Consider the following 12,575-nt stretch of genomic DNA (forward strand, 5'->3'; position numbering starts at 1 on the left):
ACGGTTATGACTCCTCGGGAGTTGAGCATGAGTCTAACTAGTTCCGCCGATTTTTTGTAGCGTTATCTTTGCGATAAAAAAATTTACGCTATATGTGACGCTTCATGCCGCCCGGAGCACCGACTGTGCGTAACGCTGGGCTTTGGGGCCCAGCAAGCCGTGAAGCTTCGCGAACAGGGCCTCAGCGGCAAGGCCGCGCCAGCCCTCCGGCAGGTACTCCTCCGGAAGCCCTGGATCCAGGTACGGCAAGCGGCGCCATTGCGTTACGAGCGGAACGTAGTCGGCAAAGGCCCGCTTCAGCCGCTCCGGGGTATCACTGTCGCCGTCGGAATCGTCTTCCCAGCGGTCCAGCACTGGCTGATGGCGTTCGATGAAGTCTGCGTACAGGGCTTCAAGGGAAGGCAGGTCCCACCACTCAGCCACTTTGGAACGGATGTGCCCCTCGGTGAGGTGCTCACCTTTGAACAGGTCGACATAGTCGGTCAAGTCGGCGCGGTCGAGCTGCTGGCTGATTTCCGGCGCCAAGTGGCCCGGAGCGATCCACAGCCCGGGCGATACCTGGCCACAACCGATCCGGGTCAGGATGGTCCGGAGTTTGTGGCGCAGGTGCCGCTGCGACTCGGGCACCGAGAAGGACGTCAGAATCCAGTCGTTGCCCTTTTTAGCCCTATGGGGCGAAAAGATGCGCTCGTCGCCTGCCCTGAAGACGTCCTCGAGCCCCGGGGCCAATTTGTACGCCGCCGATCCGCCCTGCTTGAGGCTGACCAGGACGCCACGTTTCTTCAGGCGCGAAACCGAAGAACGGACTCCTGCCGACTCCACTCCCAAGTCGCTGAGCAACTGGATAAGATCGGAAACTGCGAATGCACCGTCCTCACCTCGAGCGTAGAGGCCGTATACCGTCACGATCAGGTGTTGATGGCGGGGCATGGGAGCGGCGTCGACGACGGTATCGGCTTGGGCCATTTAGCACCTCAAAGTAGTGGATCGGGGTAATACCCCTAGGCTACCTCCGGGATGACTGCGATCCCCTGGATTTCGATCATGGCTTCCTTCTGCCAGAGCCGCGAGATGCCGATTCCTGCCATCGCGGGATATTCCGAGCCCGCCATCTCGCGCCAGATCCTGCCGATCTCGCGCCCGTTGGCCATGTAGTCATCGACGTCGGTGAGGTAGATCGTCACGCTCACAAGGTCCTGGGGCTGTCCGCCCGCGGCCTCGAGGGTAGCCAGGACATTCAAAAAGGCCTGCCGGAACTGCTCGACGATGCCGCCCTCCACGATCTTCATGTCCTTGTCCAATGCCGTCTGCCCACCCAGGAACACGGTGTTGCCGGAAAGGATGCCATGGGCGTAACCGGATGGCTTGGGAAGGGTTTCGGGGTTGATGGTCCTGTTGCTCACTGCGTTCCTCCTGGTTTGAAGTCTCTAGTCTGCCTCGAAAAAGACCACTATTCAGATCCTTTCCACCGTGCTACCTTGAGGATAAGTGACGACCGTAAAAAAGTCGACATACGCTTTCGAAGCAGACTGACTCTGTGAAGCAGACTGAAGGGAACCGGACAGAATGAAACTGGCCACTTTGCGCACCGGCAAAGGAACGACGACGGCGGCCCTCGCCGTGGGTACCGAATCCTACGTGCCGCTGCCGTACTCGAACCTCGGCGAACTGCTCGCGTACCCGGGGTGGCGAAGCGTCGTTCATGCACAGGCCGCCGCAGCCGAACAGGATGCCAAGCTCATCAACGCCTCCGACGTCGAACTGGCGCCACTGCTTCCAACCGCGGGCAAGGTGATCTGCTGCGGCCTCAACTACGGGGACCACATCCAGGAGATGGGCCGGGAGCTCCCCGAGTATCCGACGCTTTTCGCGAAGTTCGCGGACACCCTGACCGGCCCCGCCGACGCGATCGAAGTCCAAGGCAGTGGCGAGGTGGACTGGGAAGCCGAGCTCGCCGTCGTCGTCGGCTCTGCCTTGTACCGGGCGGACGAAGAGCAGGCGCGGCAGGCGATCGCCGGATACACGGTGGCCAACGATGTCTCCATGCGGGACTGGCAGAAGCGCACCTTGCAGTGGTTCCAAGGCAAGGCCTTCGACGCTACAACCCCGGTGGGTCCCGTGATGGTGACTCCCGATGAGATCGAGGACCACTTCGAGGTCCGTGGCTATGTCAATGGCGAGCTTGTCCAGGCGGGCAACACCGGCACGCTCGTGTTCGGGCCGGCGAAACTACTCTCCTACATCTCACAGTTCACCCAGCTCCGAGCGGGCGACCTGGTCCTCACCGGGACTCCGGGAGGAGTCGGGATGGGAATGAAGCCACCACGCTTCCTGCAAGACGGCGATGTGCTCATCACCGAGATCGCAGGCATAGGACGCCTGGAAAACAGGATCCACATCAACCCAACCGGCGGTGCGACAACGCAGCCGCTGGTCATTGCAACCAGCACCAACAATGCAACCGCCACCAAGGAGTGAAAACCATGAGCAACACAACAACCGAGTACCTGACTGAAGGCGACAACTCCATCTATGCCGGGCCTGATGGCAAGGTTGTCCCGGTCGTGACGCGTGCGGGAGAAGAGGACACCAACACCGCCCAGTCCGGCGACTGCGTTCGTGTGTCCGGAGTTTCCATCCAGCACACCCCGGCAACCAAGATTTGGTTCGGGCAGGTTTCCAACGTTCCGGGGTACCGCTCCTTGCCGCACCACCACGGCGAAGCTGAGACCGGCGGCTACGTCTTGCGGGGCCACGGCCGGATCTACTACGGCGAAAACTATTCCGAGTACCAGGACATGAAGACGGGCGACTGGGTCTTCGTTCCGCCGTTCATGCCGCACGTCGAGGCGAACATGTCCGTTACCGAGGAACTTGTCTGGCTCACCACGAGGACCCCGGAGAACATCGTGGTCAACCTCGACGACGTTGCCGACGAAACCCTCGCCGACTACCGCCGGGCATAGACATGACTTCCGCAACGCCTGACGTGAAGATCCCTACCTCGGAGACGTTTCTCCGGGCCATCCAGCTCACGCAAGTCCCCGCGCAGGTCAATGACGAGGCGTACGAGGCGTCCACGCAATACGTTCCTTTGCCGAAGTCCTATGGCGGGGACATGGTGGCCCAGTCGGCCGCTGCTATGATGCGCTCGGTTGAAGCCGACCGGACCCTGCACTCCATGCACAGCTACTTCATGCGGCCCGTGGACATCGGTGCGATCGTTCGGTACGAGGTGGAGCGATTGCGGGACGGCCGCGGCTACTCAACCCGGAGCGTCCGCGGCTACCAGAACGGCAAGGCAGTCTTCGCCGCGATGGGTTCCTTCCATGTGCGGGAAGAAGGCTCCGAATACCAGCAGGAGCCCCCTGCCGCCGTCGACCCTGAATCGCTGCGAAGCGCAGCCCAAGTTCTCTCCGGCGTCGACGGCGCGTCGGCGGACTATTGGTCCAACGGCCGTAGTTTCGACATGCGCCACGTTCCCGGCCCCGTGTATGTGGAGGTCGAAGGGGCCGTCCAGCCCCACCAGGCAGTCTGGGTCAAGGCCTTCGACGCGCTTCCCGATAACGGTGACCAGCATGCCACCGCTGACCTGCACCGCGCGGCCCTGGCCTACGTATGCGACTACACAATCCTTGAACCGCTGCTCCGCATCAACGGCCTGAACTGGTCCTCCCCCGGCCTCAGCACCGCGAGCCTGGACCACTCGATGTGGTTCCACCGCGACGGACGTGCCGACGACTGGGTGCTCTACGCGCAGGACGCCATTTCCGGGCAAAACAACAGGGGCCTCGCCCTCGGCCGCTTCTTTGACCGGCAAGGCCGCCTGCTCGCCACCGTTGCCCAAGAGGGCATGATTCGTTCCGCTTCCTAACTAACCCTTTGAGCCCGACGCACTACAGACCCACGCACCACAGAAAGGAGTGGCCATGACATCCCCAACGTCAGCCCATGTGGACACATTTACCCGGGATCACTTGCCGCCGGCTGAAATGTGGCCGGCCCTCGAGTTCACCCTCCCTGAGCTGCAGTACCCCGAAAAGCTCAACGCCGCCGTCGTTCTCATCGACAACGCCGTCGCCGAACACGGCGCGGACCGGCCGGCCCTGCACACTCCCGATGGCACCACCTGGTCTTACGGCGAACTCCAGCAACGGGCCAACCAGGCAGCCCAGGTCCTGACCGAGGATTTCGGCGTGGTCCCGGGCAACCGCGTTCTGTTGCGGGGGCCGAACAATCCTTGGATCGTGGCTGCCTGGCTGGGCGTCCTCAAAGCGGGCGCGGTGGTGGTGACCACCATGCCGATGCTGCGGGCCGCAGAGGTTGCCACCCTGATCCAATTGACCAAGCCGGTTGTCGCGATCTCCGACCACCGGTTCTTGGACGATCTTGCCGCAGCGGCGGGCGACGACGTCGCCGTCGTCCCCTACGGAGGTACGGGTCCCGGTGACTTCACCGCGCTGTGCGCCGCGAAGAGCGGCGAGTTCGCCAGTGTGGAAACCTCGGCCGACGACGTCGCGCTGCTCGGTCCGACGTCGGGCACCACCGGTATGCCCAAGATCACCATGCACTTCCACCGCGACATCCTGGCCAACGCCGACACCTTTGCGCGCCACATCCTCCAGCCCACTGCCGACGATGTCTTTGCCGGTTCACCGCCGATTGCCTTCACGTTCGGTTTGGGCGGCCTCGTGGTCTTCCCGTTGCGGTTCGGTGCGTCTTCGCTACTGACAGACCGCGCAACACCGGTGGAATTGGCGGAGTATGCCGCGGCCGCCGGCGCGACGGTGCTGTTCACGGCGCCCACCGCTTACCGTGCCATCCTCAAAGCGGGCAAGGCCGACTTGCTGAGCCCCCTGCGGATCGCCGTCTCAGCCGGTGAGCACTTGCCCAAGGAAACCTGGGAAGCCGTCCGAGACGCTACCGGACTCCGCCTCATCAACGGGATCGGCTCAACGGAACTCCTGCACGTGTTCATTTCGGCGGCCGGCGACGACATCAAGCCCGGGGCCACGGGCAAAGCGGTACCCGGTTTCCGCGCGACCATCCTTGACGACAACGGAAACGAAGTCGGCCCCCACGAGCCAGGCAGGCTGGCTGTGATCGGCCCAACGGGTTGCCGGTATATGGATGACCCCCGCCAGGCGAAATACGTCGTCAACGGCTGGAACGTCACAGGTGACACCTTCATCAGGGACGAAGACGGGTACTTCATCTACCAGTCCCGCTCGGACGACATGATCGTTTCCTCGGGCTACAACATTGGCGCCCCCGAAGTGGAGACGGCAATCGACCAGCATCCCGACGTCGTTGAAAATGCGGTGGTGGGCCACCACGATCCGGAACGCGGAAGCGTGGTCTGCGCGTTTGTCGTCCTTCGCGAGGGTGTCGAAGCAAGCGATGCGAAACGCAAGGAAATCCAGGACTTCGTCAAGGCAACCATTGCCCCCTACAAGTATCCGCGGGAGATCAGGTTCGTCGACGAACTGCCCCGCAACCCGAGCGGCAAGCTCCAGCACTTCAAGCTGCGCGACCGGCTCGACCACGAAAACGACCAATTGGCCGGCGCTGCCGTGAGCCAGTCCTAGAAGGAAAAGACGCATGAAAATCGCAATCGTCGGAGGCGGCCCCGGGGGTCTCTACTTCGCAGCACTGATGAAGCAACTCGACCCGTCCCACGACATCACGCTCTGGGAACGCAACGCCGCGACCGACACGTTCGGCTTCGGCGTCGTGTTCTCCGACGAGACATTGGGCGGAATCGGTAACGCCGACCCCGTGGTGGCCGAATACATGAGCCGGCGGTTCGCCCGCTGGTCCGATATCGACATCCACTTCGGCGCCGAGACGCTGACCGTCGGCGGACAAGGCTTCGCAGCCATGAGCCGCAAGGAATTGCTGCAACTGCTGCAGCACCGGTGCATCGAACTCGGCGTCGACGTGCGGTTCAGCACGGTTGCTCCCCCGGTCGCTGACCTTGAGGCCGGCTATGACCTGGTGCTTGCCTCGGACGGCGTGAACTCCCAGATCCGGGCGATGTATGCGGAATCCTTCGGGCCGAACCTGGACCCGCGCGCCAATAAGTTCATGTGGCTGGGCACCGATCTTGTCTTCGAGGCCTTCAAGTTCTTCGTGAAGGACACCGAGTTCGGTACCATGCAGATCCACGGCTACCCGTACTCCGACGAAGGATCCACGTTCATCGTCGAGATGTCGCCGGACGTTTGGGAGGCTGCCGGCTTCAACGAAAGTGCGGGTGAAGTTTTCCCTCCGGGTGTCTCCGACCAGAAGGCCATCGATAAGATCCGCCGGATCTTCGCGGATGAACTTCAAGGGCACGAAATCCTGGCGAACAACTCCAAGTGGCTGAACTTCACTACCGTCCGGAACCACAGCTGGCGCCACGGCAACATCGTGCTCCTTGGCGATGCCGCGCACACCGCGCACTTCTCTATTGGTTCAGGCACCAAGCTCGCCATGGAAGACTCCCTGGCCCTCGCGGCCTGCCTCCACGAACACTCGGACCTCGAATCGGCGCTTGTCGCGTACGAAACCGAGCGCCGTCCCGTGGTCGAGTCCACGCAGCGCGCGGCACAGGCTTCCTTGGAATGGTTCGAGCGGATCGGCCAGTACAAGGGCCAGGACCCCACCCAGTTCGCATTCAACCTGCTGACGCGGTCCCGCCGCATCACGCAGGAAAACCTGCGCCTTCGCGACCCTGAGTTCGCCGACGCCGTCGACCGTCATTTTGCGGAGTCGCAAGGCCTGCCGGAGACAGCTCCCGCCATGTTCCAGCCCTACCGCATCGGCGAGCTGGAGCTGAAGAACCGGATCGTCGTCTCACCGATGGACATGTACTCCGCTGTGGATGGTGTGCCCGGGGACTTCCACCTGGTGCACCTCGGCTCGAAGGCCCTTGGCGGCGCCGGTCTGGTCATGACGGAAATGGTCTGCGTGTCCGCCGAGGGGCGCATCACCCCCGGTTGCTCCGGCCTGTACACCGATGAGCAGCGCGACAGCTGGAAGTCCGTGGTCGACTTCGTCCACGGCCGCTCAACGGCGAAGATCGGCGTCCAGATTGGCCACTCCGGCCGCAAGGGCTCCACCCGCCTGATGTGGGAGGGCATCGACGAACCCCTCGAAAGCGGCAACTGGGAGCCCGTTGGCCCGTCCGCGTTGCCCTACGGTCCGGGCAACCAGACCCCGCGGGAAATCGACCGGGCCGGAATGGACAAGGTCAAGGCTGACTTCGTGGAAGCGACCCTCCGCGCCGAGGCGGCCGGATTCGACCTGTTGGAAGTCCACGCCGCTCACGGCTACCTGCTTTCCTCATTCCTTTCGCCGATCTCCAACCAGCGGACGGACGAGTATGGAGGAAGCCTTGAGAACAGGCTTCGTTTCCCCTTGGAAGTGTTCGACGCCGTTCGCGCGGCTTGGCCTGCCGGCAAGCCGATGACGGTGCGCATCTCCGCAACCGACTGGATCGACGGCGGCAACAGCTCCGACGATTCGGTGGACATTGCACGCGCGTTCATTGAGCACGGTGCCGCGGGCATTGACGTCTCAACGGGCCAGGTCGCCAAGGAGGAAAAGCCGGCCTTCGGACGCAGCTACCAGACGCCATTCGCTGACCGCATCCGGCAGGAGGTGGCAGCGCCCGCCGGCGTCGCCGTCATCGCCGTGGGAGCCATCTCCACGTACGACGACGTCAACTCGCTCCTACTCGCAGGCCGCGCCGACCTCGTGGCACTGGGCCGCACGCACCTGTACGACCCGCAATGGACGCTCCACGCAGCGGCCGAACAGGAATACCGCGGACCCGGATGCGAGTGGATTCCGCAATTCCGCGCCGGGCGCCGCAAGCCGCCGAGCGCCCGCACCGACGCCGTCCGCCCCCGGCTCTCCTTGCTGCGGGAGATGGATACCGACGAGGCGTCAACCACCCATCTCCGCTGGACACCGTCCACCCGCATCGCTGAAACGGTGTTGGCCCAGTAGGAAAACGTATGACGAAACGCCCTGGTCAGCATCGCTGACCAGGGCGCTTTTGTCATGCACGCAGTGAGGCTACGATTTCGGGTGATGCAAAGCCTGCTCTACAAGCTCGCTCATCCAGGGTCGCCGGCCTTGGCGGAATTCCATGCCGTCGGGCAAACCCTGGATAGTTACGGTGGAACCGACGATGTCGATTGCAACCCGGCCGCTGGCCACGGGCGCATTGGTGATGTGAACGTCGCCGAACGACCCAGGCAAAACCGGTGCTAGCCAGACGCTTCCGCTGGAGACATTCACGTCATAGCGCATGAGGCTGGCGACAAGCTGAATCGGCGTGGTGGCGGCCCAAGCCTGCGGTGAGCAGGCCGTGGGATAAGGGACCGGAGCGACGAACTTCTCCCGTTCGAAGCCACAGAAAAGTTCCGGCAGCCGCCCGCCCGAGAACTCGGCCGCATCGAGGAGCGCGGTCGCGATCGTCTGGGCTTCTTCAACGAAGCCATAGCGCAACAAACCAGCGACGAGTATCGCATTATCGTGTGGCCAGACGGAACCGTTGTGATAGCTCGCAGGATTGTAGGCACCCATATCGCTTCCAAGGGTTCGCACGCCCCAACCACTGAACATTTCGGGAGACATCAGCCGTTCCACCACCTGTGGGGCCTTGTCCTCATCGACGAGTCCAAGCCAAAGGCACGAGCCGATGTTGGACGCGCACGAGTCCACCTGGCGTTTCCGGCCATCCAGGGCGATGGCGTAGTACCCGCGTTCAGGGAACCAAAACTGTTCGTTAAACTTTCTCTTCAACTGCTCCGCCTGCTCGGCGAGCCGGACAGCAAGCCCCGTGTCACCGGCGTCGTACGCCATCCACGCCCGGGACTGATAGGCAACGTAGTGCCTGAACTTCGCAAAGCGCGATGGGCGTCTCTGCCAAGCGGCCGTCGGCGAAGTTGATCCCGTCCCAGGAGTCTTTCCAACCCTGGTTGATGAGGCCCTGGTCATTGAGGCGTTCATACTCGACGAATCCGTCGCCGTCTTTGTCCCCGTAGTCGCGAATCCAATCCAATGCCCGGTCCGCGTGGGGTAGCAGCGCAGCCATGGTGTCGGCGGCGAAGCCCCACCGGCTGACGGCACCGAGGACGGCGACGAACAGCGGAGTGGCATCCACGCTCCCGTAGTAGATGGACTTTCCACCTAAGGCAAGCGCGCTGGAGACATCGAGCCTGACCTCATGCAGGATTTTGCCCGGTTCCTCCTCGGTCATCGGGTCAATCACGGTACCTTGGCGGTCCGCCAGGGTCTGGAGCGTGCCCAAAGCCAGGGAGGGATCCACTGGAAGCGCCATCAGCGATGCCCATAGTGCGTCGCGGCCGAATAGCGTCATGAACCAGGGCGCTCCAGCCGCGACCACGACGCGGTCCGGATGGTTCGGGTCCTCGATGCGAAGTGCGCCCAAGTCGTCGTAGCTTTGGCGCAGGGTCCGCTCGATCGAGATGTTCCCGATGTGTACGACCGGGATCTCGGCTTGAGGTGTGTCAAGGATGTGAGACAATCGGGGAGTTTCTTTTCGGTTAGGCAGCAGCGGGAAGCGGCTGGTTTTCTCTTGTGAAGTTGGCCATTGCTGTCGCCGGCGGCAGGCCCTCGTTGTTGGTGTGAGGGCGCCAGCGGTTGTAGAACACTTCGATGTAGCGCATGGTGGCCCGTCGGGCGTCCTGGCAGGTGGCGAAGCTGTGGTGATGGTAGAACTCGTTTTTCAGGGATGAGAACAGCGATTCGGCCACTGCATTGTCCCAGCACACCCCGGTGGCGCCCATCGATTGGCGGATCTTGTTCCCGGCGCACCAGGCGACCATTTCCCGGGAGGTGTACTGCGTTCCGTGGTCGCTGTGAAAAATGGCGTTGGGGGTCAGGTGGCCGCGGTCCCTGGCCATCGTCAGGGCTCCGGTTACCAACGAGGTGCGCATATGGTCAGCCATGGCCCAGCCGACGACCATGCGGGTGCACAGGTCAATGACAGTGGCCAGGTAGAGCCAGCCCTCGCCGGTGCGCAGGTAGGTAATGTCGCCCACCAGGCGCGTTCCAGGGGTCTGCGCGGTGAAGTCCCGGCCGATGAGGTCAGCGAAGACTTTATCCGGATCCGAGGCGATCGTGGTGCGTTTGAACGCTCTCATCCGCTTTGCCGTCCACCCGTTTTCGGCCATGATCCCCGCTACAGTGCCCACCGAAACCTCGATGCCGGCGGCGGCAAGTTTCGCATGGACCATGCGATGCCCGAAGATCCCGTCGGAGGAATCGAAGACGGTCTTCACCTGATCCGTCAGTTCCCGGCGGCGGAGCGCGGTCGGGGTTTCCGCGGCGTCCAGCCACCGGTAATACGTGGCCCGTGGGAGATCCAGCTGGCGGCACATCCAGGCCACCGGGAAGTCGGCGCTCTTCTCCTGAACAACTCGGTACAAGTCCACTACCGTTGTTCTTTGGCGAAGAACGCCGAAACTTTTTTCAGGAAATCGTTCTCCCTCTCCAGCTCCCGCAGCCGTGCTTCCAAAGCCTTGTATTTCGCAGGATCCACCGGATCATCCGGTTTGCCGCCGCTCTCCGGTTGCCCTTCACGAGACAGCCGCACCCAGCGCTTCAACGCCGTGACGGAAATGCCGAGCTCAGGAGCGACAGAGGCAGGCGAACGGCCAGATGAAACCACAAGCTCAACGGCATCAGCCTTGAACTCATGGGAATAGGTAGGTCGAGCAGACATGAGCACAATCCTTTCAAACTGTGTCTCAGATCAGTAGTACACCTCAGCTACCCATTCCCGGCGCCGCAGGTCACTCGGCGACGCCCTTCCGATCGCACATGATCAAGGAGGGGTTCTGGACGGGCGGAGTCGGTTATTGGCACGGCGCGGACTACGCGGGTTTGCTGGCCTTGGGGGTCGATGACCGTGCGGTATGTGAGGCCGTCGGAAGTCGCGACTGCGCCCTCCCCAGAGATCACGACCCCTTTCGTCTGGTCCTGCCAGTTCGCCATGATGGTCAGAGAGCCGCCTTCAAACCGGCGCGCCTCCTCCCAGCGTCGCGTGATCCGGGCCTCCTTGACTTCGAAAAGGTCGGCGAAATCCGACGCGATGCTCAGGGAGACAAGGCAATTTGCGGGGGTCACGGAGTAGTTCCGAACAGTGATCGTTTCAACGATTCCTACACCCACTTCACGCAACCGGTCCACCATAAGGGGACTGTCAGCGTGCCCGTCCGGGCGGAGAGCCCGGCTCGCCATCAGCGCCCGGTACGGCTCCCTGGTCTCTGCGGCCAGCGGCTCTAAGGGCTGGCCGTTGATGGTCAGGATCCAGCGCGACAGTATGCGCGTGTCCTGAAAGAACACGCCGTGCGGAAATTCGGGATGCATATCTCCGTTGGCCAAGGAGATACACAATGACGAACCCTCCACCAAGGTGACGGTTCCAGCTCCTAGCGGTCCTGCCGCCGTGTCAGCATTCCATCCAGCCATCCTGGGCTCCTCGACGAAATCGGTTAGACAGGACTCGACGCTACGCCGGTCTTTGCTGAAGTGCCATTGACTGGCGGCAGCCGCTTCGTATCCTGCTCGGGGATTCGTTGATCGGATGACGTCGGCGACGCCTTCCCGGTGAACCCTCATGGTCTCGGCGCCTGCGTCTGGATCATATGCGCAGACGGCGTCGATAATCGCGCGATGTTGGGGCAGCGAAACTGTAGGCCCGGCCGGGCTGGCGGGCAAGCCTGAACTGGAATCAGGCTGCTGTCCGCGGAGCCGCTGGATTGTGGCGGCGGCCGTCTGTTGGGAACTGATCGATTTGATCCGGGCGTGGAGCGTCTTCTGCGGCCGGCCAAAAGCTGGAGCTCCGCGGGCTCGTGCGGTGCCGCCCGTAACCATCTCCGGCAAACGTTCCGCAGCATCGCTATCCAACATTCAACCGCAACGCTGAATTAGTTTTTCCTTGCCACCGGTCCCTCAAGTTGTACTCCGGCCCCTATACCCAGCGGTTGGTCCCCTACCAGCTGGGACCTCACGTCCGGACCCCCTCGACGAACGCGGCCCTCACAAGCTGCATCAGATCCGGAGACTGGAAGAGCTGAACGCCGGTCATGGCCATCAGCAGCGCACCATCCAATGCGGCGCTGTCACCCTCGACTCCGCCGGCAAGCCCTGCAGCCTCACGGCTGTGCATACCGAGACCCGGGGCAAGTTCCAGGTTCGACTGGACCGAGGGAATGATCTGGCTGACGTTTCCCATGTCCGTCGATCCGGGGAACACTTCAGCCCGTGGAAGTTCCGTGTTCCGGCCGATCCGCTGGAAGTTGTCCTCGAGCAACCTGCCCAGGACGCCGTTTGGCACCATTGAGGCATAAGCCGGGGCTGGCGAGACGATCTCGACGTCGGTGCCGGTGGCCAGCGCGGCGGCGCGGGCACAGTTCTCGATGCGGGGCACGACGTCGGCGAGCAGCTTCCGCGTGTCCGGCGCCCGGACATACGCCCTAATCAACGCCGCCTCCGGAATGATATTGGGCACCTCTCCGCCATCGACGACGACGGCGTGGACCCTCACGTCC

General features: G+C 62.8%; 10 protein-coding genes and 3 pseudogenes. 5 read left to right on the forward strand and 8 right to left on the reverse strand.

Annotation, left to right across the window (positions count from 1 at the left end; translation table 11 throughout):
* Window positions 1–102: 102 nt before the first annotated feature.
* Window positions 103–966 (reverse strand): PaaX family transcriptional regulator, encoded by an 864-nt coding sequence (locus AB4074_RS21340; RefSeq protein ID WP_441415183.1) that lies wholly within the window; start codon window positions 964–966, stop codon window positions 103–105.
* A gap of 35 nt (window positions 967–1,001) precedes the next feature.
* The gene (locus AB4074_RS21345; RefSeq protein WP_441415184.1) at window positions 1,002–1,403 is read right to left on the reverse strand and encodes a RidA family protein; all 402 of its coding nucleotides are present in this window, start codon (window positions 1,401–1,403) and stop codon (window positions 1,002–1,004) included.
* A gap of 163 nt (window positions 1,404–1,566) precedes the next feature.
* Here AB4074_RS21345 and AB4074_RS21350 point away from each other — a divergent pair, with 163 nt between their 5' ends.
* The 5 genes from AB4074_RS21350 to AB4074_RS21370 are packed head-to-tail and all read left to right on the forward strand — an operon-like array spanning window position 1,567 to window position 7,998.
* Window positions 1,567–2,478 (forward strand): fumarylacetoacetate hydrolase family protein, encoded by a 912-nt coding sequence (locus AB4074_RS21350; RefSeq protein ID WP_441415185.1) that lies wholly within the window; start codon window positions 1,567–1,569, stop codon window positions 2,476–2,478.
* A gap of 5 nt (window positions 2,479–2,483) precedes the next feature.
* On the forward strand, window positions 2,484–2,966 hold the full coding sequence (locus AB4074_RS21355; RefSeq protein ID WP_441415186.1) for a cupin domain-containing protein: 483 nt from the start codon (window positions 2,484–2,486) through the stop codon (window positions 2,964–2,966).
* A gap of 2 nt (window positions 2,967–2,968) precedes the next feature.
* Entirely contained in the window at window positions 2,969–3,874 is a 906-nt protein-coding gene (locus AB4074_RS21360) for an acyl-CoA thioesterase (protein ID WP_441415187.1), read from the forward strand.
* 55 nt (window positions 3,875–3,929) lie between these two features.
* The gene (locus tag AB4074_RS21365) at window positions 3,930–5,588 is read left to right on the forward strand and encodes an AMP-binding protein (RefSeq protein WP_441415188.1); all 1,659 of its coding nucleotides are present in this window, start codon (window positions 3,930–3,932) and stop codon (window positions 5,586–5,588) included.
* A gap of 13 nt (window positions 5,589–5,601) precedes the next feature.
* Window positions 5,602–7,998: a bifunctional salicylyl-CoA 5-hydroxylase/oxidoreductase gene (locus tag AB4074_RS21370; protein WP_441415189.1), complete on the forward strand. Its 2,397-nt coding sequence runs from the start codon at window positions 5,602–5,604 to the stop codon at window positions 7,996–7,998.
* Between the two features lie 69 nt (window positions 7,999–8,067).
* Here AB4074_RS21370 and AB4074_RS21375 read toward each other — a convergent pair.
* The 6 genes and pseudogenes from AB4074_RS21375 to AB4074_RS21400 all read right to left on the reverse strand — a co-directional run.
* Window positions 8,068–9,517: pseudogene (locus AB4074_RS21375) on the reverse strand (amylo-alpha-1,6-glucosidase); the annotation flags it as partial.
* A gap of 46 nt (window positions 9,518–9,563) precedes the next feature.
* Entirely contained in the window at window positions 9,564–10,454 is an 891-nt protein-coding gene (locus AB4074_RS21380; RefSeq protein ID WP_441415190.1) for an IS3 family transposase, read from the reverse strand.
* Window positions 10,454–10,744: a transposase gene (locus AB4074_RS21385; protein WP_441415192.1), complete on the reverse strand. Its 291-nt coding sequence runs from the start codon at window positions 10,742–10,744 to the stop codon at window positions 10,454–10,456. Before AB4074_RS21385 ends, AB4074_RS21380 begins: the two co-directional genes overlap by 1 nt.
* A 47-nt stretch (window positions 10,745–10,791) precedes the next feature.
* Window positions 10,792–11,493: a glycogen debranching N-terminal domain-containing protein gene (locus tag AB4074_RS21390; RefSeq protein ID WP_441415193.1), complete on the reverse strand. Its 702-nt coding sequence runs from the start codon at window positions 11,491–11,493 to the stop codon at window positions 10,792–10,794.
* A 147-nt stretch (window positions 11,494–11,640) separates the two neighbouring features.
* Window positions 11,641–11,934: pseudogene (locus AB4074_RS21395) on the reverse strand (FCD domain-containing protein); the annotation flags it as partial.
* A 97-nt stretch (window positions 11,935–12,031) separates the two neighbouring features.
* Window positions 12,032–12,575 (reverse strand): annotated as a pseudogene (locus tag AB4074_RS21400) (M20 family peptidase); the annotation flags it as partial.

It is taken from the genome of Arthrobacter sp. 2MCAF14, from assembly GCF_052115645.1.
Classification (GTDB): Bacteria; Actinomycetota; Actinomycetes; order Actinomycetales; family Micrococcaceae; genus Arthrobacter.

Excerpts from the sequence above, each read along its gene's own strand:
- AB4074_RS21340 (WP_441415183.1), bottom strand. The coding sequence starts at position 966 with ATGGCCCAAGCCGATACCGTCGTCGACGCCGCTCCCATGCCCCGCCAT.
- AB4074_RS21350 (WP_441415185.1), top strand. The coding sequence starts at position 1,567 with ATGAAACTGGCCACTTTGCGCACCGGCAAAGGAACGACGACGGCGGCC.
- AB4074_RS21355 (WP_441415186.1), top strand. The coding sequence starts at position 2,484 with ATGAGCAACACAACAACCGAGTACCTGACTGAAGGCGACAACTCCATC.
- AB4074_RS21360 (WP_441415187.1), top strand. The coding sequence starts at position 2,969 with ATGACTTCCGCAACGCCTGACGTGAAGATCCCTACCTCGGAGACGTTT.
- AB4074_RS21365 (WP_441415188.1), top strand. The coding sequence starts at position 3,930 with ATGACATCCCCAACGTCAGCCCATGTGGACACATTTACCCGGGATCAC.
- AB4074_RS21370 (WP_441415189.1), top strand. The coding sequence starts at position 5,602 with ATGAAAATCGCAATCGTCGGAGGCGGCCCCGGGGGTCTCTACTTCGCA.
- AB4074_RS21385 (WP_441415192.1), bottom strand. The coding sequence starts at position 10,744 with ATGTCTGCTCGACCTACCTATTCCCATGAGTTCAAGGCTGATGCCGTT.
- AB4074_RS21390 (WP_441415193.1), bottom strand. The coding sequence starts at position 11,493 with ATGGCTGGATGGAATGCTGACACGGCGGCAGGACCGCTAGGAGCTGGA.